Here is an 18246-nt window from a genome sequence, read left to right as displayed (position 1 = left end):
AGGTCGGTTAGTACAAAATCTTCCGAAGATGCCGGAGGGCGGCCAGCATGAACGGCGACGACTGATGAGTGGGCACGTGATGGTCTTCGCACCCACTCCACAGCTGACGGTGACCGTGGACCAGCCCAACGACCACCCCGAGCTGCACCTGCACCCCGGCGGGCAGGGCGTCTGGCAGGCCCGGATGGTGATCTCCCTCGGTGTCGACGTGGTGCTGTGCGCCGCCCTCGGCGGTGAGATCGGCCAGGTGCTGGAGCCGCTGCTGGTCAGCGAGGGCGTGGACCTCAAGGTGGTGGTCCGTGACTCCGGCAGCGGCGGATACGTGCACGATCGCCGCGAGGGCTCCCGGCAGGAGATCGCCGACGTGCCCGGGCAGCCGCTGAGCCGGCATGAGATAGACGAGCTGTACAACCTCGCCCTCGGCGAGGGCCTGCGGGCCTCGGTGAGCATCCTCAGTGGGCCGAACGAACCGTGGCTCGTACCAGCCGACCTGTACCGACGCTTCGCCGCCGACCTCGGCGCGAACGGCGGCCGGGTGGTGGTGGACCTCTCCGGCGATCACCTCGGTTCGGTGCTGGAGAGCGGGGTGTTCTTCCTCAAGGTGAGTCACGAGGAGTTGATCCGCGACGGTCGCGCCCGCAGCGACGACACCGAGGAGTTGACCCGGGCCATGTACGAGCTGCACGCGGGCGGCGCCGAGACTGTGGTGGTGAGCCGCGCCGACCAGCCAGCGTTGGCGCTCATCGACGGGGAACTGTTCCAGGTCGAGATGCCGAGGCTGGAGGCCGCCGACCCGCGTGGCGCGGGTGACTCGATGACCGCCGGAGTGGCGGCCGTCGTGGCCAGGGGCGGTGACATTCGGACCGCCATTCGCACCGGCGCCGCCGCTGGCGCGCTGAACGTGACCCGGCACGGCCTGGGCACCGGGCGGCTGGACTCGATCACCGGCCTGGTGGACCGCGTCCGGCTGGTGCCGGCGGACAGCCGGCAACAGGAGCGGACCACCCCGGACGAGTTGGCCGAGCGGGTGGTCGAGCGATGACAGTTCGGGTGTTGATCACCAATGACGACGGGATCGCGGCGCCGGGCATCCAGGCACTGGCCTGGGCTGCCCGGCAGCGAGGCCTGGACGTGGTGGTGGCCGCGCCGATGGAGGAGGCGAGCGGCACCAGCGCCGCGATGAGCGCGATGGAACGCGACGGGCGAGTCGTCGTGAACGAGCACCCGCTGCCGGACCTGGCGGGTGTGCCGGCGTACGGGGTCGCCGGGTCACCGGGCTTCATCACGCTGATCGCCCTGCACGGGGCGTTCGGCCCACCGCCGTCGGTGGTGCTCTCCGGCGTCAACCGGGGCGCCAACGCCGGCCGGGCGGTGCTGCACTCCGGGACCGTGGGCGCCGCGTTCACCGCCGCCACCAACGGCTGCCGGGCAATGGCGGTCTCCCTGGACGTGCTCTCCGCCGGCGAGGCGACGGCCGCGAGCGGTGGCGCCGCCGTGGACGCCGCCGCCCGGGTACGCGACGCCGAGCGGCACTGGAGCACCGCCGCGCGGGTCGCCCTGGATCTGCTCCCCCGGTTGACCTCCGCGCCGATGGAGAGCGTGCTCAACGTGAACACCCCGGACCTGCCGCACGGGCAGCTGCGCGGGGTGCGGCGCGGGACCCTGGCCAGCTTCGGTCAGGTGCAGATGACGGTGGCCGAATCCGGCCACGGGTTCGTCCGTACCTCGCTGGAGGAGCCGGGGCAGGCCGCGCAGCCGGGCACGGACGTGGCGTTGCTCGCCGCCGGGTACGCGTCGGTGACGGCCATCCGAGCGGTCACCGAGGCGACCGACATCGACCTGACCGGTCTGGACGAGCAGCCCTGACAGAGACGCCCGGTGCGCTCAGGCGCCGGGCAGCACCTCGGGGGTGGCAGCGCCGGCGAAGTAGGGCTCCGGGGCGCCGAAGAGGCCGAGCAGGCCGGTCACCCAGAGCTGTCGGTGCACGAACCGGCTCGGCTCGGTGACCACCAGCTTGACGTCGCTGACCTCGGCTGTCTGGAAGCCGGCGACCATGGCGCTGATGCCGACCGAGTCGATGAAGGTGACCAACCTCATGTTGAGTTCGATGCGCAGCGGGCGGCCCTTGGCCAGCACCTCTGCGATCGCTTCGCGCACCTCGTACGCTGTGTCGACGTCGATCTCGCCCCGCGGGGCTATCTCCACGACACCACCGGACAGAACCGACTTCACGATCGACAGGCTCACGCGAGCACCTCCACCCGCCCGTCCCCCGGGCGCCTCATCAGTACGCGGGCCGCGACCGAGAGTATTCCTCCGACGGCCTCGGTCGCCACCCCTCGGGATGAGCAATTCGCGGATCCGGGCCCACAAAGCGACCCATATCCGTACTTTTCAGTATCTGATTACTCAAGACTTTTCGTTATCTGAGCACCGCCGATCGGTCGTGACCGACGCACCGCCGAACCAGGGTAGCGGTCCGGACCCGGCGCACCCGACAAGCGGCTCAGGACGTACGCCTGCCCCGTGTGCCGTCGGCGTGTCGCCCACCGCTGGCCGGCGCGATCCGCGCCGCCGGTTGCCGACACGCCCTAGCATCGGCCGGGACACCACGCGACGGAGAGGATCTTCAATGATCAAGCGACTTGCCGGACTGGCCGGCGTCGGTGTTCTACTCGCCCTCGTCCTGGCCTGCGGTTTCGGTGGCGGAGGCGATGATGACGACGATGACGACGACTTCGCCCGAGGTGTCGCCGTCTCAGCGGTGCGCTGAGTCGGCTGGCACGCCGGGCTCCGGAGCGCCGAGCTACCGGTGCTGCGCGGAGGTCGGGGTTTGCGTCCGGCTGACGCGGGGCACTGCGGGGTAGGCGACACCGTGACGCGCTGGAAAGACGCCGAAGTCCGAAGTGGCCGGCGGCTTCGGCACCTGAGGAGGTAACCACGATGTTCGGAACCAACCTGCTGGACCGTCGCAGCAAGCCGGAGCGGATTGCGGACCAGGCTTGGGAGCACCTGCTCTCGGCCGTCAGCTACGCCGGGGACAGCGTGCGGGACACCGCCCGCTCGGCCCGCCAGAACAGCAGCGACCTCGCCGACGGGGCGGGCGACCTGGTGGGATCCGCTGCCGACGAGGCGCGCCGCCGTGCCTCGCTGGCCTTCGACGCGCTCGCCGGCCGCCAGCCGGCACTGCCCTGGACGCTCCTGATCGGCGCCGCACTCGTCGGCGCGGCGGTCGGCTGGGCTGTCGGCTCCGCCGCTCGGGCCGCCGGCAGCCGGGACGACCGCGCCGTCGACGACGTGGACTTCGTCGACGTCGACCGTCCCAACTCCCCCGCCATCTGACCGACAGCACCCACTGCGGGCCCCGATCGACTCAGGTCGAGCGGGGCCCGCAGTGGGTGCTGGGGTGGACCGGTCCGCCGGGTGCCGGACCCCTCAGGCGGCCCGGCGGACCGGTGTCTGATGGTGATCCGGGGTCCCGGCCCGGATCACCCGCTCAGCGACTCGTGCAGGTGACGGCGGCGGGGGACGTGTTGCTGCCGGTCCACGAGCCGAGGAGACCGGCGGTGGTGCTGGCCCCGGCGGCGAGCGCGCCGTTCCAGCCGCTGTCCCGAACCGACACGACGGCCCCGGTCTGGGTGTGGGTGCCGCCCCAGAGCTGGTCGATGCGCTGGCCGTCGGCGAAGGTCCAGCCCAGCGTCCAGCCAGCGATGGGGGCGCTTCCGGTGTTGCGGACCGCCAGCTCGGCCTGGAAGCCGCCTGACCAGGAGCCGGTCACCCGGTAGGTCGCCGCGCAACCGGCGGACGGCGGCGGGGTGGTCGGCGGCGGAGTGGTCGGGGGTGGCGTGGTCGGGGGCGGAGTGGTCGGGGGTGGCGTGGTCGGGGGCTCGCCGCTGGTGGGGTCGGCGACCAGGATGCCGCGACCGTTGGTGCCGAGGTAGACCCGACCGTGGACACGCGGGTCGCCGGTCAGCGCCTCGGTCGGATTGCCGTACTGGTGGCGGTCGTCGTTGACGCGTACCCAGGTCGCGCCGGCGTCGTCGGAGCGGTGCACGCCCGGTTGACCGTTCACCGTGCCGTAGAGGAACACGGCGGGGTTGGTCCGCCCGGGTGCCGCCTTGCCGAAACCGACGTTGCCGGAGGCGCTGACGCCACCCAGCCTGGTGAAGCTGGCGCCGGCGTCGGTGGAGCGCCACAGACCACCGGGCCCGGCCAGCCACAGTTCGCCGGCCCGGCCCGGCAGGGCCTTGAACCGCACGTCGGTGGTGGGCAGCCCGGTCGCTGCCGTCGGGGTGAAGCTGGCCCCGCCGTCGGTGCTCAGGTAAAGACGCCCGCCGCTGAAGCCGTAGAACCGGGTGGGGTCGACCCGGTCGGACTCGATGGTGGCGTTCGCCGGGATGCCGGTCGACGCTGTCCAGGAGTTGCCGAAACCGACCGAGTGGACAACGCGTTGGCCCGCGTCGCCGGGTGCCCAGACGAAGCGGCTGCCGTCTGCCGCGGCGGCCACAGTGCCGCCCTGGTTGACCCCGGACGGTTCGGTGCCCTGGAACCAGGTGGCGCCGCCGTCGGTGGAGAAGGCGACATGACTGTCGTTGGGCCGGTCGGCGTCGGTGAAGTTGCCGGCTCGCACCAGCACCGCGGGCTTGCTCTCGGCGTAGTCCAGGCTGGTGGTGGTCGTGAACACCGGCTGGGTGAACAGCATCGACGGGATCGCGTCCAGGGCGGTGTGTCGGAAGCCGCCGACGTCGCCGAGAGCGCTGATCAGGGGTGCGCCGCTGGGCGGGCTGATCAGGTCGAGGACGGCGGTCTCCTCCAGCCCCCGGACCATCGGCCGGAGGGTGAACTGACCGCCGGTGTCCCACTTGGTCAGGTCGGTGGTGCCGTAGATGGTGGCGCCGGTGCCGTACATCATGCGGTTGGAGTCGTGCGGGTCGATCTCCACCGACTCGTTCATCCAGCCGAGCTTGGGCGCGTCCTCCGGGGGTGCCGGGTTGAGACCGAAGGTCAACCAGGGCACCGAACTGATGTCCATGGTGTAGCGGCGGGACCTCTCCGGGTAGTTGCTGAACTCCCAGATCCGCGTCCAGGTCGCCCCACCGTCGGTGCTGCGGAAGAAGATGGCGTCCGGCCACCAGGAAACCTGGGTGGCCACCAGCAGGGTGTTCGGACGAAGCCGATCGATGGTCAGCCCGCTGTAGCCGAAGTAGGCGTCGGCGCTGGTGGAGGGCACCGGGCTGATCCGCGTCCAGGCCCCGGTCGACCGGGTGAACTTCCAGACGTCGCCCTTGCCGCCGTCGTACGGGCCGCCGGTGTCGCTGGTGGCGATGTAGAGGTGACCACCGACCGGGTCGACGACCCCCTTGTGGGCCAGGTAGCCGGTGGGCTGACCGGCGATGCGCGCCCAGGTGACGCCGCCGTCGGTGCTGCGGTAGACCGGGTTCTCCTTGTCCGCCACGCCCACGTAGATGGTCTGCGTGGTGGAGCCGGCGGTGCCGGTGCTCTTGTCGAAACTGACCCAGGTCAGGCCCTGGTTCTGCCCGTTGTAGCCGTTCGGGTCGCTGGGGTCCGCCCGGTAGTTGCCGACGTTGGGGAAGGCGGCGACGCGGGCCCAGGTCACGCCGTGGTCGGTGCTGCGCCACAGCCCGTTGCCGCCCTCGGCGCCGTAGTACACGATGCTGTTCCGGTTGGGGTCGACGGCGAGCCGCTCCCCCATTCCCCGGCCCGGCATGTTGCCGCCGTTCTTGAACGGCAACTCGGTGGCCTGCCAGGTGGCGCCCTTGTCGGACGAGCGCAGAATCGCGCCGTTGTTCGGGTCCCAGCCGTTTGTGTACATGCCGACTGCGGCGTACACCCGACTGGTCTGCACCGGGTCGGTGGCGATGCTGACCACGCCGTTGTAGCCCCACCGGTCGGCGCCGACCCAGTCGAGCAGCGGCGTCCAGGACTGGCTGGTCTGTTCCCAGCGGTACGCCCCGCCGATGTCGGTGCGCGCGTAGATGAGGTTTTTCTCGGTGGGGTTGAAGACGATGCCGGGTACGAAGCCGCCACCGCCCACCGGGACGTTCCGCCAGGTGTACGCCTCCGCTGCGGCCGGGGTGGGGGCCGACCCAGCGGCGGTGAACGGGACCACCACGACGGCCGTGGCGGCGGCCAACACGGACACGACCGTGCCGGCGAGACTTCTCCGCATCTGCGGTTCCTCTCGGGATGGAGCCCCGGGGGACGGGGTCGATCGCCTGGGTGACGCCGTGGCCCGGGGGACGAGCACGACGACGGGGACGGGCGGAGCTGCCCTGGCTCCACCACCCGACGCGACGGCTCCCGCGATCGAGGAACGCGATTACCGTAACCGAAACACGCTCGCTTTGGAAGCGCTCCCACCATCGATGTTCGTCCCCGCTTCCCACCCGTGCCGCCCAGGTCGGGCCGCGCCGTCACCCGGTCCGGGCGAGGGCGACTCACCCGCGGCGGCGGCAGGATCGCAGCACGGCGGACCTCCGGCCGCGGCCAGCACCCGGTCCGCCATCGAACAGCGGAGGAGGGACAGATGGCCATCGCGGAGATCAACCGCACCGACCAGGACATCCAGTCCGCCGTGCTCGACGAGCTGACCTGGGAACCGCGGGTGCAGCCGCACGAGATCGGCGTGACCGTCGCCGAGGGCGTCGTCACCCTGACCGGCCGCGTGGACAGCTACGCCAAGAAATGGGCCGCCGAACGGGCCGCCCACCGGGTCACCTCGGTCCGGGCCGTCGCCAACGACGTGGCCGTGCAGCTCACCAACGGCACCGAGCGCGCCGACAGCGACCTGGCCGCCGCGGCCAGCCACGGGCTGGAGTGGGACGCGTTCGTGCCCATCGAGAAGCTCCAGGTCACCGTCTCGGCCGGCTGGGTGACGCTGCACGGCGACGTCGAGTGGGAGTACCAGCGCCGAGCCGCCGAACGCGCTGTCGCCCGACTGACCGGCGTACGCGGGGTGAGCAACGGCATCACCGTCCGACCGGCCACCGAGCCGGACGCCCGCAACCTGGCCGACCGGATCGTCGACGCCCTCGCCCGGGCCGGAGCGACCGAGGCCGAACGGATCAGCGTCCGGGTGCACGGCGACACCGCGATACTCGCCGGGCTGGTGCACTCGATGCCCGAACGGGCCGAGGTCGAGCAGGTGGCCTGGTCCGCGCCGGGCATCCGGGAGGTGCAGAACCACATAGCTGTCGCCCCGGTGCTGCGCTGAGCGGACGCGGGCGCCCGATCAGCGGGCGCTGAGCTGGCGCGGAACCACCCGGGGTGGGTGAGCCCACCTCACCCACCCCGGGAGCAGGCTGGTGGCATGAGTGATCCGAACGGGCTGATTCAACCGGGGCAAACCGCGCCCGGATTCACCCTGCCGGCCACCCCGGACGGGGCCCTGCTAGGGCCCGAGCAGTTCCGTGGCCGGCCGGTCGTGCTCGCCTTCTACCCCGCCGACTGGAGCCCGGTCTGCGGCGACCAGATGTCGCTCTACCAGTCGGCGGCACCCGTCTTCGCCCAGTACCAGGCGGTGGTGCTCGGCCTGTCGGTGGACAGCATCTGGTCCCACCGGGCGTTCGCGGAGAGCCGGGGCATCGACTTTCCCCTGCTGGCCGACTTCGAGCCCAAGGGCGAGGTGGCCCGCAGCTACGGCGCGTACATGCCGAACGGTGAGGCGGCCCGCGCGCTGGTCGTGCTGGACCCGGCGGGGAAGGTGACCTGGAGCTACCTGTCGCCGCCCGAGGTCAACCCCGGCGCCGACGGCATCTTCGACGCGCTGGACCGACTCGCCGCCGATCGGAAGGTGATGGCCGGATGAGCACGCCACTGCAGGTCACCGCCCGACTGCGAGACCCGGTGACCACCGACGACCACATCCGGGGGCCGGCCGACGCGGCGGTGACAATCGTCGAGTACGGCGACTTCCAGTGCCAGTTCTGCGGTGCCGCATACCCGAACCTGCACGAGTTGCTGCGGCAGCGGGCCGACACCGTACGGCTGGTCTACCGGTACTTCCCGATCGCCAACGTGCACCCGTACGCCGAACGGGCCGCCGAGACGGCCGAGGCCGCCGGGGTTCGGGGCCGGTTCTGGGAGATGCACGACTGGCTCTACGAGCATCAGGACCAGCTCGACCCGGTGCACCTCTCGCTCGGCGTCGAGCAGGTCGGGTTGCCGCCGGACGAGTTGAACGCCGAGGTGGAGAACCGTTCGCACGCGGACCGGGTGCGCCGGGACTTCGTGGGGGGCATCCGCAGCGGGGTGAACGGCACCCCCACCCTGTTCGTCAACGGCATCAGGCACGACGGCGGGTACGACCTGCCCGACCTGCTGACGGCCGCGGACGCCGCCGCCAACGCCTGACCCGCTTAGATCAGCCGCAACTCGCGCGCCCGCCGGACCGCCTCGCGCCGGCGGGTCGCGTCGAGTTTGCGGTAGATGTTGCGGACGTGGGTCTTCACGGTGTTGACCGAGAGGGACAACTCGCTGGCGATCTCCACGTTGGACAGGATGCTCTGGAGGTAGCGCAGGATGGTCAGCTCCCGCTCGGTGAGCGGCTCGTCGAGCGCGCCCCTCGGCCCGGCCGCCGGCCCGGGGGTGCTCTGCCCGGCCCCCCGCACCAGGTCACTGACCAGCGCGAAGTGCGCGGTGCCCGCGTCCAGGTGCACGGCCAGCAGGTCCCGGACCTGTGGTTGGGCACGGGTGAAGACCCTCCGGCAGCCCTGCGGGCCGGCCAGGTCCAGCGTCTGCTCCAGGATCCGACCCGCCCGACGTCCGTCCCCGGCGCGTTCGGCCAGCACCGCGTCCACAAGACCGGCGTCCAGGCGTACCGGTAGCGGCCAGGCCGTGGCGGCCGGTGCCTGCCAGTCCGGCAGGGTCCGCCCGGCGGCGCCGGCGTCGCCGGCCAGCAGTTGCACCTTCGCCAACGTCACAGCGAGCACCGGGTCGGCCCCCTCGTCGGCGGCGTCGGCCAGCAGGTCGCGGGCGGAGTCCAGGTCGCCTCGCGCGGCCCGCAGTTCGGCTTCGGCGGCCCGCAACAGACCGGTCACCTCGGCGGCGGACGGCCGGTCGGCCAGCGCCTCCCGGGCCCGGACGAGCAGCCGCTGACCGGCCGCCGGGTCACCGGAGTCGCGGCGCAGCTGCGCCCGGCACAGCGCGGCCACCGCCGCCGCCACCGGTTCGTCGGAGGCGGCGACCAGCCAGTCGTCGCCCACCTCGGGGTTGCCGGCCCAGCCGCCCGCAGCGTCGAGCGCCGGGAGGGCGAGGGCGAGGTTCGCTGTGGCTTCCTCGGGCTGGTCGCGCAGCAGCGCCACCACGGCGAGAGCCAGGTAGGCGTGGCAGCAGTCGAGCCGACAGGACCAGCCCCGACAGGGCGGCATGCCGAGCGCGTCCCGGGCCGCCTGCTCGGCTGCCCGCAGCTCGCCGCGCACCGCGAGCAGCAGCGCCGCTCGGCTCGCGGCGACCAGCTCGGTGCGCTGTCGGCCGGCCTCCCGCGCCGCCGCCCGGGCCCGAACGAACCGGGCGGTGGGCAGCGCCCCGTCGGCCAACTCGACCAGCCCCAGCGCGGTGCCTGTGAACGCCCGCAGGTCCAGGTCGTCGGCGGCGCCGCCACCACCGGCCGTCGGGGCGGAACCGGTCACCCCTGTCGGCAGCCGGGTCGGCATGGCCTCCGCCGGGCGGGTGCGCAGCAGGCGAGCGGCGGCGGCCCGAACCTCAGCGCGGTCGTCGGCGAGCCGGGCCACCGTCAACTCCAGCGCGGTGACCAACCGCAGGAACCGGTCCCGGCGCGGCACCGGCAGTCCCGCGGCCTGCCCGGCGGCGGTCCGCAGGTGACCGGTGGCGGCCGACAGGGCACCGGCGTACGCGCGCTCGGCGGCGCAGGCCAACGCCACCTCCGGGTCGGCGCGGATCACCTCCGCCGGCGGCGGCGCGGGTGCCGGGGCGTGCACCGGGTCCCGGTCGTAGCGGGTCAGCTCCGGCCAGTGCGCGACGAACAGGTCACCGGCCAGGTCCCAGCGGCCGGCGGCCAGGGCGTGCCGCAGACCGTCGGCGGGCCGGCCGTCTCCCGCGTACCAGTCGGCGGCCCGGGCGTGCAGCTTGCGCAGCTCGTCGGCGGGCAACCGGGCCAGGTCGGCGCGGAGCAGGTCGGCGAGCAGGGACTCGCACCGGTACCAGGGCGGGCGGGTGTCCTCCCGGTGCAGCAGACCACCGGTCCCGGCCAGGTCGGCCAGCGCCTGCCCGGCGTCGGCGCGGCCGGTCAACGCCTCGGCCAGGTCGGCGCAGACGGTGTCGACGACGGCGACACGGCGCAACAGGTCCGCCTGGGTCGGGTCGAGCGTCGCCAGCACCTCCTCGTGCAGGTAGCCGGCGATCTCCGGCTGGTCTCCGCCGAACTGCGCCACCCAGCGCTCCGGGTCGGGTTGTCCGCGTACCGCCAGGGCGGCGATGCGCAGCGCGGCCGGCCAGCCGCCGGTGCGCTCCCGCAGCCGGCGCACGGCGGTCGCCGGCAGCGCGGCGGCGTGGGCGGTGAGCAGGTCGGCCACCTCGTCGTCGGTGAACGCCAGTTCGTCCGGGCCGATCTCGGTCAGCTCGCCGGCGAGGCGGAGCCGGTGCAGTGGCAGGTGCAGTCCGGCCCGCGCGCCGATCACCAGACGGAGTCGGCGTCCGGCGTGCCGCAGCAGGAACTCCAGGCCGGTCAACGCCGCCGGGTCGGCGACCCGGTGCAGATCGTCCAGGATCAGCAGCACCGGCCGGTCGGCGGCGGCGAGCGTGGCGGCCAGCGCCTCCAGTTGGTCGGAGCGCGGCGGCCGGCCGGGCACCGGGCCGCCCTCCGTCGCCCCGGTCGCCGAGCGCAACGCCGCAGCGAGGTACGCCCAGAGCCGGTCGGAGTCGTCGCCGGCCTCCACCGACATCCATGCCGAGACCGGGTCGTCAGCCGACGAAACCGACAGGTCGCCGGAGTCCGGCACCACAGCGCCCGGCTCCACGTCGGACGGCGCGCCGCCCAGCCGCACCCAGGAGGCGAGCAGGGTGGTCTTGCCCCAGCCGGCGGGGGCGGCCACCACTGTGACAGGTCCCCTGCTGCCCTCGTCCAACCGGCGCAGCAGGCGGGGCCGCGCCACCACCGGCTCCGGCGGCACGGCCGGCGTCAGCCGGGACGCCAACAGCGCTGGCCCCGGTGCCGGTTCGACGCGTACGTGTTCCTGTTCCGGCACCCAGCCCCACCCCCACCACGCGCTCCGCCCCCGGTCGGCGAGCGGTTACCCGGCACGGGCCGGTTCACCCCTTCCGGGCGAGCGCGCTTCACCCGGGAGCGACCGACGATCGGGGGACGTGAACCGGGAGGACGGGTGGTACCGATGGGACGGCTGGCGCGGGCGGGACCCGCCCTCGGGGGCGCGGCGCTGGCCGGGGCGGCGCGGTTGCTGCGCGTACCCCATCGGGGTGGCCGGCCCGGCGCGGACGGCGACGCCGCCGCGCCGGCCCGGTGGGAGGTGGTGACCGTCGACCGGCCGCCGGAGCAGGTGCTTCCGGACGGCCGCTGGCCGGAGCCGCTGCGCCGCCTGGACGGGGCGGTCGAGGTGCGGGTGCGCCCGGCGCCCGGCGACCGGGGCACCGAGTTGGCCGCCCGGCCCTTGGCCGGCGTCACCCCGCCCACCGGGCTGGCCGCGCACCTGGTCGGCGACGACCCGGGTCTGCTGATCCGCCGGACACTGCGCCAGATCAAGCAACGGGTGGAGGCCGGTGAGGTGCTCCGCGCGGACCGCTCCGCGCTGGACCGCCCCGGGGTCCACGGGTGAGGGCGCTGTGCTGGGTGGCCGACGACGAGCTGGCGGTACGCGAGGTGCCCGACCCGGAGCTGCGCAACGGGCGTGACGTCATCGTCCGGGTCCGGCGCAGCGCCACCTGCGGAGGTGACCTGCCGCTGCTGGCCGGCCGGCACCCGCTGCTGCGGCCCGGTGAGGTGCTCGGCGCGGAGTTCCTGGGCGAGGTGGTCGAGGTCGGCCCCGAGGTCCGCCGACACCGCGCCGGCGATCGGGTGGTCGTCGGCGCGAGCGTGGCCTGCGGCGGCTGCTGGTACTGCCGCCAGGGCCTGCACTCCTGCTGCGACAACGCCCATGCCGACCTGCCCAGCGCCGACCCCGACTGGGCCCGCTCCGACGCCGGCTGCTTCGGCCGGCCCCGGGCGGCGGGCGGCTTCGCGGGCGGCCACGCCGAGTACGTGCGGGTGCCGTACGCCGACGTGAGCGCCTTCCGGGTGCCGGACGCCGTCGACGACGACCGGGCGGTGTTCGCCGCCGACGTGGCGCCGACCGGGTGGCTCGCCGCCGAGTTGGGTGCGGTGCGTCCCGGCGACGTGGTGGCGATCTGGGGCGCCGGGGCGGTGGGCCAGTTGACCGCCCGGGCGGCGATGCTGCGCGGTGCCGCCCGGGCGCTGGTCGTGGACCGGCACGAGGAGCGGTTGCGGATGGCCGAGCGGCACTCCGGCGCCGAGCCGCTCGACTACCGCCGCAGCGACGTCGCGGCCGAGCTGCGCGATCGCAGCGGGGGGCGTGGGCCGGACGTGTGCGTGGTGGCGGTCGGCACGCCACCGGCCCGGTCGAGGACCGACCGGTTCGGTGGCCAGCACGCTGACCGACCGGACGCGCTGCGGGAGGCCGTGCACGCGTGTCGCAAGGGCGGCGTGGTGGTGGTGCTCGGCACGGCAGGCGGGTTCGTCGACGCGTTCCCGCTGGGCGCGCTGACCGAGCGGCGGCTCACGCTGCGCGGCGTCGGCCGACCGGATCTGCGGGACGTGCCGATGCTGCTGGACCGGATGGCCCGCGACGAGCTGCGGACCGAACACCTGGCCACCCACCGGCTGCCGTTGGCGCAGGGCCCCAAGGGGTACGCGCTGTTCCGGGACCGGGTCGACGGCTGCGTACGCGCCGTGTTCACGCCGTGACCGCCTCCTCGTGATCGCTGATCGGCGACGACGAATGGCAGACTCTGAGGATGACTGGCGAGCGAACGTACGACGTGGTGCTGTTCGGAGCGACCGGGTTCACCGGCGGCCTGACCGCCGAATACCTGGCCCGACACGCGCCGGCCGAGCTGCGCTGGGCGTTGGCCGGGCGCAACCCGCAGCGCCTCGCCGCCGTACGGGACCGGCTCGCCGCTATCGACCCGAGCCTGGCCGACCTGCCGCTGCTCACCGCCGACGTGACCGACGCCGACTCCCTGCGGGCGGTGGCGGAGAGCGCCCGGGTGGTGGCCAGCACTGTCGGCCCGTACGTCCACCACGGGGAGCCGCTGGTAGCGGCCTGCGCCCGGGCCGGCACCGACTACCTGGACATCACCGGCGAGTCGGAGTTCGTCGACCTCATGTACGTGCGTCACCACGCCGAGGCGACAGACACCGGCGCACGGCTGGTGCACGCCTGCGGCTTCGACTCCATCCCGCACGACCTGGGCGTCTGGTTCACCATCAAGCAACTGCCCGCCGACGTCCCGATCACAGTGGACGGGTACGTGCGCGCCGGCGGCCGGTTCTCCGCCGGCACCTACCACTCGGCGCTCACCGCGTTCTCCCGTACCGGGCAGGCCAGCCAGGCCGCCCGGGATCGCCGGGCGGTCGAGCCGCGCCCCACCGACCGGCGGGTCCGGGCGGTGCCCGGCCGGCTCGCCCGCTCGGCGGAGCTGGGCATCTGGACCGTGCCACTGCCGACCATCGACCCGCAGGTGGTCCGCCGCTCGGCCGCGGCCCGCCCGGAGTACGGCCCGGACTTCCGCTACCGCCACTTCGCCGCGGTGAAGCGGCTGCCCACAGTGCTGGCCGGGGCGGCCGGGCTCGGCGCGCTGATCGGGCTGGTGAAGCTGCCGCCCAGCCGACGCTGGCTGCTCGGCCGGCTCGCGTCCGGGCAGGGGCCCACGGCAGCGCAGCGGGCGTCGTCCTGGTTCCGGGTCCGGTTCGTCGGCACCGGCGGTGGGCAGCGGGTGGTCACCGAGGTCGCCGGCGGTGACCCCGGCTACGACGAGACGGCGAAGATGCTCGCCGAGTCGGCGCTGTGCCTGGCGCTCGACGAGCTGCCGCCGACCGCCGGGCAGCTCACCCCGGTCGCCGCGATGGGTGACGCGCTGTTCGACCGGCTCGTCCGGGCCGGGCTCACCTTCCGGGTGCTCAAGCAGGAGACGCGGGAGCCCTCGGCTTGACCCTCGACCGGGTCGAGGGGGCAGGATGCCTGGCGTGAGCGACCTGCACAGCATCGGCGAGCTGGCCCGGGCCAGCGGCCTGACCGTCAGCGCCCTGCGCTTCTACGACTCGGCGGGGGTGCTGGAGCCGACAGTGGTCGACCCGGTGACCGGCTACCGCTGGTATGCCCAGGAGCAGATCGCCCCGGCCCGGCTGGTGGCCGGGCTGCGCCGGATCGGCATGCCGGTGCCGGAGATCGCCGCCGCGGTACGCGCCGAGCCGGCAGTGGTGCACCAACTGCTCGACGCGCACCTGCGCCGGCTGGCCGACGGGCTCAGCGACGCACGCCGCGAGGTCGACCGGCTCCGGGCCCTGGTCGACCCGGCCCCGCCGACCGCCACCACGCTCCTGGTCGCCCCCGCCGCCCTGGCCGCCGCGCTCGACGCGGTGCGCTTCGCCGTCGGCGTCGACAGGGAGCTGCCGATGCTCGCCGGAGTGCTGTTCGACGTGGAGTCCGACGGCGTCCGGCTCGTCGCCACCGACAGGTACCGGCTCGCGCTGGCTCGGGCCGTGGCCGACGTCGACGGGCCGCCGGTGCGGGTGTTCCTGCCGGTGGCACTCGTCGATCAGCTCCGGCCACTGCTCGACAGCGCCGACACCTGGCCGGTACGGCTGACAGTGGCGGGCGCGGACCTGCGGGTGCGGGTGGCCGACAGCACGCTGACCGGCACCGCCCTGCCGTACGACTTCCCGGACTATCACCGGCTGCTGCGTAAGTCCGTCGGTGAGCGGCCGACCGCGCGCCGGATCCCGGTGGACGTGGCAGCGCTGCGCGCCGCGCTGGCCGACCCGGCGGCCCCCACCGTCGCCCTCGACCACGACGGCACGACCCGGGAGGTCACAGTGCTCGGCGTCGACGATCGGGGCGGGCTGCGGCTGCTCCCCGCCGCCGACCTGGGCACCGACGCGCTGCGGGTCGGGGTGGACGGTGGTTACCTGCTGGACGCGCTGAACGCGGCCGGCGCGCCGCAACTGGTGCTGGAGCTGGATGGGCCGATCGCCCCGCTGGCCGTACGCCGACCGGACGACGCGGACACCTACTCGGTGCTCATGCCGATCCGGCTCTGAGCCGGCGGCCAGCACTCCCCGTCCCGGGAGGAAAAGCCCGCGACGGTAGCATCTGGTGGTTCACCTGTGACCCCGGACGGAGGCGTACGGAGCAGCATGCTCGACATGGAGTTGATCCGGAAGGATCGCGAGGCGGTGGCAACCGCGCTGGCGAAGCGTCTGGATCCCGCCGAGGTCACCCGTGCCCTGGACGAGATCCAGCGGCTCGACCAGGAACGCCGCGCCCTGATCACGGAGATCGACGCCGAGCGGCAACGCCGCAAGGCCGAGGCCCGGGCGTACGCGCAGGCGAAGCGGGCCGGCGAGGAGCCGCAGGCCGCCGCGCCGGAGGCGGAGCGTAAGCAGCTCGCCGAGCTGGAGTCCCAGCTGGACGAGGTGCAGGCCCGGCTGCGCGACGCGATGAGTGAGCTGCCCAACCTGCCCAGCGACGACGTCGTGGCCGGCGGCAAGGAAGCCAACCGGGTGGTGAAGACCTTCGGTGAGCCGCCGGTGATCGAGAAGGTCCGCGACCACGTGGAGCTGAGCCGCGCGCTGGGCCTGGTCGACTACGAGCGCGGGGTCAAGCTCGGTGGGTCCGGTTTCTGGATGTACACCGGGATCGGCGCCCGGCTGGAGTGGGCGCTGCTCAACTACTTCGTCGACCAGCACATCAAGGCCGGCTACGAGTTCCTGCTCCCGCCGCACCTGCTGCTGGATTCGGCCGGTTTCGCCGCCGGGCAGTTCCCCAAGTTCTACGACGACGTCTACCACCTGGACTCGGCGTCCGCCCCGCGTGGCCAGTTCCTGCTGCCCACGTCGGAGACGGCGATCCTCGGCGCCTACCAGGACGAGATCCTGGAGACCCCGAAGCTGCCGCTGAAGGCATTCGCGTACACCCCGTGCTACCGGCGCGAGTCGGCCGGCTCGCACTCGGACGAGCGCGGCACGGTGCGGGGGCACCAGTTCAACAAGGTGGAGATTTTCCAGTTCACCCTGCCGGAGCAGGCCGACGCGGCGCTGGAGGAGATGCTCGCCCACGCCGAGAGCCTGGTCGAGGGGCTGGGTCTGCACTACCAGCGCACGCTGCTCTCGGCCGGTGACGCCAGCGCCTCGATGAAGAAGACCCTCGACATCGAGGTGTGGATGCCGAGCACCGGCAAGTACAAGGAGGTGTCGTCGGTCTCCTGGGCCGGCGACTACCAGGCTCGTCGGGCGGCCATCCGTTACCGCGAGCCGGGCGGCAAGCAGACCCGCTTCGTGCACACCCTCAACGGCTCGGCGCTGGCGACGAGCCGGCTCTTCCCCGCCATCCTGGAGCAGTACCAGCAGGCCGACGGCAGTGTCCTAATCCCCAAGGTCCTCCAAGACCGCCTAGGCACCGACCGCCTAACCGCCCGCTAGCCCCGGACCCGTCCCCTCACCCCGTCGATCTTGCAGTTTCGGCCTCCGTAAAGCGGGGCTCCGCGGCTTTTGTCGCGACAGAACTGCACGATCGCGGGGGCGAGGGCGGGTTAGGGCTGCTGCCAGCAGGAGGGCCGCTAGGGCGGCCAGCAGCAGGGTTGGGCCGATGGCATCCAGGGTGTCGGCCACTCTGTGTTGTAGCTGGGACGCCGCTTGGATTACCGGGTCGCGCAGCGCGTCGCGGCGGCCGGCGGCCAGCCTCAGCTCATACCAGCCGTACCAGGCGACGTAGCCGCCGGCGAGCAGCAGCACCAGGCCACTGAGGCGGGGCACCAGCGCGCCGGCGACGCGCAGTCGGGCCACCAGGCCGTCGCGCAGCAGCGCCACCCCGAGCGCGGCGACAGCTACCACCAGACCCATCCCGAGGGCGTACGCGCCGAAGAGCGCCAACCCCTGACCGGTCGAGCCGGCCTGGAGGCTGGTCACCACGATGGCCAGGAACGGCGCGATGGCGCAGCCGAGTGACGCCAGCGCGTACGCGGCCCCGAAGAGCGCCATCGACGGCCAGGACCGGGTCAGCCGGGGCGCCCGGGCGGACCAGCCGGGGGCGGGCAGCCGCCGACCGGCGAGCAACCAGCAGCCGGCCAGGACCAGCAGCACACCGAGCGCCACTGTCAGCCACGGCAGCCGGGGCCGCAGCCAGCCGGCCAGCGGCGCGAGCGCCAGGCCGAACGCGCCGAACACCAGCACGTACCCCAGCGTCAGCCCGGCCGCCGCGGTGAGCGCGCGGCCGACCGCGCCGCGGGTGTCCGACGTCCCGGCGACCAACAGCGAGAGGTACGCGGGCAGCAACGCGAAGCCGCACGGGTTGACCGCGCCGAGCATGCCGGCGGTCAGCGCGAGCAGCAGTGTGGCGGTCACGCCTCGGCCAGTGCGGCGACCTTGGCGGTGAGCGCCTCACCGTCCAGGAAGCCCTGGTGGACGACAGTGCCGTTCCGGTCGATGATCACGAAGATGCTCTGCTCGGTCACCTTGAACCGCTTCCAGAGCGCGCCCTTGGTGTCCTCGATCTGTGGCGTCGCGCCGAGGTCGAACTCGGTGACGAACTCCTTCATGGCCTTGCGCTCGCCCAGCCCGGCGACGCCGACGATCGGCACGGTGTCCCGGTACCGGGGTTCGATCTCGGCCACCGTCCAGGCCTGGCTGGCGCAGGTGGCGCACCACGGCGCCCAGAACCACAGCACCACCGGTTTGCCGGCGAGTTGTGCCGCGTCGAACGCGGCACCGCCGAGGGTGGTCCCGGTGAAGCGCAGCACGGCCGGGACCTGAGCCGGGGCGGCGAGTGGTTCGCCGGTCGCCGTGGTAGGCGGGGCGCCGGTTGCGGCCGGGGCCGATCCGGCGGCGGCGGGCCCACCCGGCGCGGTGCCGGTACAGGCGGCGACACCGAACAGGACCACCACGAGCGCCCCGGCGGTGGCGGCACGGCGTAGCTGCCCGGCCCCTGTCCACGCCCTGCTGATCCGCATCCGCTTCTCCGTTCCGGTCCGGAAGGGACC

The 18246-nt window shown here is 73.5% G+C and carries 17 protein-coding genes; 12 read left to right on the top strand and 5 right to left on the bottom strand.

The annotated features are described in order from the left end of the window. Positions 1-64: 64 nt before the first annotated feature. Together ACLJOK_RS01210 and surE are read left to right on the top strand one after the other, a co-directional pair. Positions 65-1042 carry a 1-phosphofructokinase family hexose kinase gene (locus tag ACLJOK_RS01210; protein WP_410815588.1) on the top strand — a complete coding sequence of 326 codons (978 nt, stop codon included), beginning with the start codon at positions 65-67 and terminating at the stop codon, positions 1040-1042. Then, the gene (surE, locus tag ACLJOK_RS01205) at positions 1039-1866 is read left to right on the top strand and encodes a 5'/3'-nucleotidase SurE (protein ID WP_410815587.1); all 828 of its coding nucleotides are present in this window, start codon (positions 1039-1041) and stop codon (positions 1864-1866) included. The genes ACLJOK_RS01210 and surE overlap by 4 nt, the downstream gene beginning before the upstream one ends. 18 nt (positions 1867-1884) lie before the next feature. On the opposite strand, the gene ACLJOK_RS01200 is transcribed toward surE, so the two are convergent. Then, positions 1885-2247 carry an STAS domain-containing protein gene (locus ACLJOK_RS01200; protein WP_030330302.1) on the bottom strand — a complete coding sequence of 121 codons (363 nt, stop codon included), beginning with the start codon at positions 2245-2247 and terminating at the stop codon, positions 1885-1887. 385 nt (positions 2248-2632) lie between these two features. Between ACLJOK_RS01200 and ACLJOK_RS01195 the strand changes: the two genes are divergently transcribed. Together ACLJOK_RS01195 and ACLJOK_RS01190 are read left to right on the top strand one after the other, a co-directional pair. Continuing rightward, a complete protein-coding gene (locus ACLJOK_RS01195) occupies positions 2633-2773 on the top strand; it encodes a hypothetical protein (RefSeq protein ID WP_167457621.1) in 141 nt (46 codons plus the stop codon). A gap of 170 nt (positions 2774-2943) precedes the next feature. Further along, the gene (locus tag ACLJOK_RS01190) at positions 2944-3342 is read left to right on the top strand and encodes a hypothetical protein (protein ID WP_410815586.1); all 399 of its coding nucleotides are present in this window, start codon (positions 2944-2946) and stop codon (positions 3340-3342) included. Between the two features lie 154 nt (positions 3343-3496). Here the strand turns inward: ACLJOK_RS01190 and ACLJOK_RS01185 are convergent, their stop codons facing one another. Further along, the gene (locus tag ACLJOK_RS01185) at positions 3497-6190 is read right to left on the bottom strand and encodes a cellulose binding domain-containing protein (RefSeq protein ID WP_410815584.1); all 2694 of its coding nucleotides are present in this window, start codon (positions 6188-6190) and stop codon (positions 3497-3499) included. A 357-nt stretch (positions 6191-6547) separates the two neighbouring features. Between ACLJOK_RS01185 and ACLJOK_RS01180 the strand changes: the two genes are divergently transcribed. From ACLJOK_RS01180 to ACLJOK_RS01170, 3 genes are all read left to right on the top strand, one after another. Next, positions 6548-7234, top strand: a complete 687-nt coding sequence (locus tag ACLJOK_RS01180) for a BON domain-containing protein (RefSeq protein ID WP_410815582.1) — start codon at positions 6548-6550, stop codon at positions 7232-7234. A 96-nt stretch (positions 7235-7330) separates the two neighbouring features. Then, positions 7331-7828: a redoxin domain-containing protein gene (locus ACLJOK_RS01175; RefSeq protein WP_410815581.1), complete on the top strand. Its 498-nt coding sequence runs from the start codon at positions 7331-7333 to the stop codon at positions 7826-7828. Next, complete coding sequence (locus ACLJOK_RS01170) at positions 7825-8373, top strand: DsbA family protein (RefSeq protein WP_410815580.1); 549 nt, start codon at positions 7825-7827, stop codon at positions 8371-8373. Before ACLJOK_RS01175 ends, ACLJOK_RS01170 begins: the two co-directional genes overlap by 4 nt. Positions 8374-8378: 5 nt before the next feature. On the opposite strand, the gene ACLJOK_RS01165 is transcribed toward ACLJOK_RS01170, so the two are convergent. Next, a complete protein-coding gene (locus ACLJOK_RS01165) occupies positions 8379-11225 on the bottom strand; it encodes a LuxR C-terminal-related transcriptional regulator (RefSeq protein WP_410815579.1) in 2847 nt (948 codons plus the stop codon). A 144-nt stretch (positions 11226-11369) separates the two neighbouring features. Here ACLJOK_RS01165 and ACLJOK_RS01160 point away from each other — a divergent pair, with 144 nt between their 5' ends. The 5 genes from ACLJOK_RS01160 to serS all read left to right on the top strand — a co-directional run bounded on the left by ACLJOK_RS01160 (position 11370) and on the right by serS (position 16690). Further along, the gene (locus ACLJOK_RS01160) at positions 11370-11810 is read left to right on the top strand and encodes a hypothetical protein (protein ID WP_410815578.1); all 441 of its coding nucleotides are present in this window, start codon (positions 11370-11372) and stop codon (positions 11808-11810) included. Then, on the top strand, positions 11807-12955 hold the full coding sequence (locus ACLJOK_RS01155) for an alcohol dehydrogenase catalytic domain-containing protein (protein ID WP_410815577.1): 1149 nt from the start codon (positions 11807-11809) through the stop codon (positions 12953-12955). Before ACLJOK_RS01160 ends, ACLJOK_RS01155 begins: the two co-directional genes overlap by 4 nt. 50 nt (positions 12956-13005) lie before the next feature. Continuing rightward, positions 13006-14202 (top strand): saccharopine dehydrogenase family protein, encoded by a 1197-nt coding sequence (locus tag ACLJOK_RS01150; protein WP_410815575.1) that lies wholly within the window; start codon positions 13006-13008, stop codon positions 14200-14202. Positions 14203-14245: 43 nt separating this feature from the next. Next, a complete protein-coding gene (locus tag ACLJOK_RS01145; protein WP_410819194.1) occupies positions 14246-15310 on the top strand; it encodes a MerR family transcriptional regulator in 1065 nt (354 codons plus the stop codon). 96 nt (positions 15311-15406) lie between these two features. After that, the gene (gene serS / locus ACLJOK_RS01140) at positions 15407-16690 is read left to right on the top strand and encodes a serine--tRNA ligase (RefSeq protein ID WP_410819192.1); all 1284 of its coding nucleotides are present in this window, start codon (positions 15407-15409) and stop codon (positions 16688-16690) included. Here serS and ACLJOK_RS01135 read toward each other — a convergent pair. Further along, positions 16676-17611 (bottom strand): cytochrome c biogenesis CcdA family protein, encoded by a 936-nt coding sequence (locus ACLJOK_RS01135; protein WP_410815574.1) that lies wholly within the window; start codon positions 17609-17611, stop codon positions 16676-16678. The two genes, serS and ACLJOK_RS01135, sit on opposite strands and share 15 nt — an antisense overlap. Next, positions 17608-18216, bottom strand: coding sequence for a TlpA family protein disulfide reductase (locus ACLJOK_RS01130; protein ID WP_410815573.1), 609 nt, complete (start codon positions 18214-18216; stop codon positions 17608-17610). Before ACLJOK_RS01130 ends, ACLJOK_RS01135 begins: the two co-directional genes overlap by 4 nt. Between the last annotated feature and the right edge of the window lie 30 nt (positions 18217-18246).

Source organism: Micromonospora sp. 050-3, assembly GCF_046549335.1.
Taxonomy (GTDB): domain Bacteria; phylum Actinomycetota; class Actinomycetes; order Mycobacteriales; family Micromonosporaceae; genus Micromonospora; species Micromonospora trifolii.
Note: the sequence above shows the minus strand (reverse complement) of the source record. Positions and strands in the feature narration are given on the sequence as shown.

Bases quoted from the DNA above. Each gene is read 5' to 3' on its own strand.
- ACLJOK_RS01210 (WP_410815588.1), top strand. From the start codon at position 65: ATGAGTGGGCACGTGATGGTCTTCGCACCCACTCCACAGCTGACGGTG.
- surE (WP_410815587.1), top strand. From the start codon at position 1,039: ATGACAGTTCGGGTGTTGATCACCAATGACGACGGGATCGCGGCGCCG.
- ACLJOK_RS01195 (WP_167457621.1), top strand. From the start codon at position 2,633: ATGATCAAGCGACTTGCCGGACTGGCCGGCGTCGGTGTTCTACTCGCC.
- ACLJOK_RS01190 (WP_410815586.1), top strand. From the start codon at position 2,944: ATGTTCGGAACCAACCTGCTGGACCGTCGCAGCAAGCCGGAGCGGATT.
- ACLJOK_RS01185 (WP_410815584.1), bottom strand. From the start codon at position 6,190: ATGCGGAGAAGTCTCGCCGGCACGGTCGTGTCCGTGTTGGCCGCCGCC.
- ACLJOK_RS01180 (WP_410815582.1), top strand. From the start codon at position 6,548: ATGGCCATCGCGGAGATCAACCGCACCGACCAGGACATCCAGTCCGCC.
- ACLJOK_RS01175 (WP_410815581.1), top strand. From the start codon at position 7,331: ATGAGTGATCCGAACGGGCTGATTCAACCGGGGCAAACCGCGCCCGGA.
- ACLJOK_RS01170 (WP_410815580.1), top strand. From the start codon at position 7,825: ATGAGCACGCCACTGCAGGTCACCGCCCGACTGCGAGACCCGGTGACC.
- ACLJOK_RS01160 (WP_410815578.1), top strand. From the start codon at position 11,370: ATGGGACGGCTGGCGCGGGCGGGACCCGCCCTCGGGGGCGCGGCGCTG.
- ACLJOK_RS01150 (WP_410815575.1), top strand. From the start codon at position 13,006: ATGACTGGCGAGCGAACGTACGACGTGGTGCTGTTCGGAGCGACCGGG.
- serS (WP_410819192.1), top strand. From the start codon at position 15,407: ATGCTCGACATGGAGTTGATCCGGAAGGATCGCGAGGCGGTGGCAACC.
- ACLJOK_RS01130 (WP_410815573.1), bottom strand. From the start codon at position 18,216: ATGCGGATCAGCAGGGCGTGGACAGGGGCCGGGCAGCTACGCCGTGCC.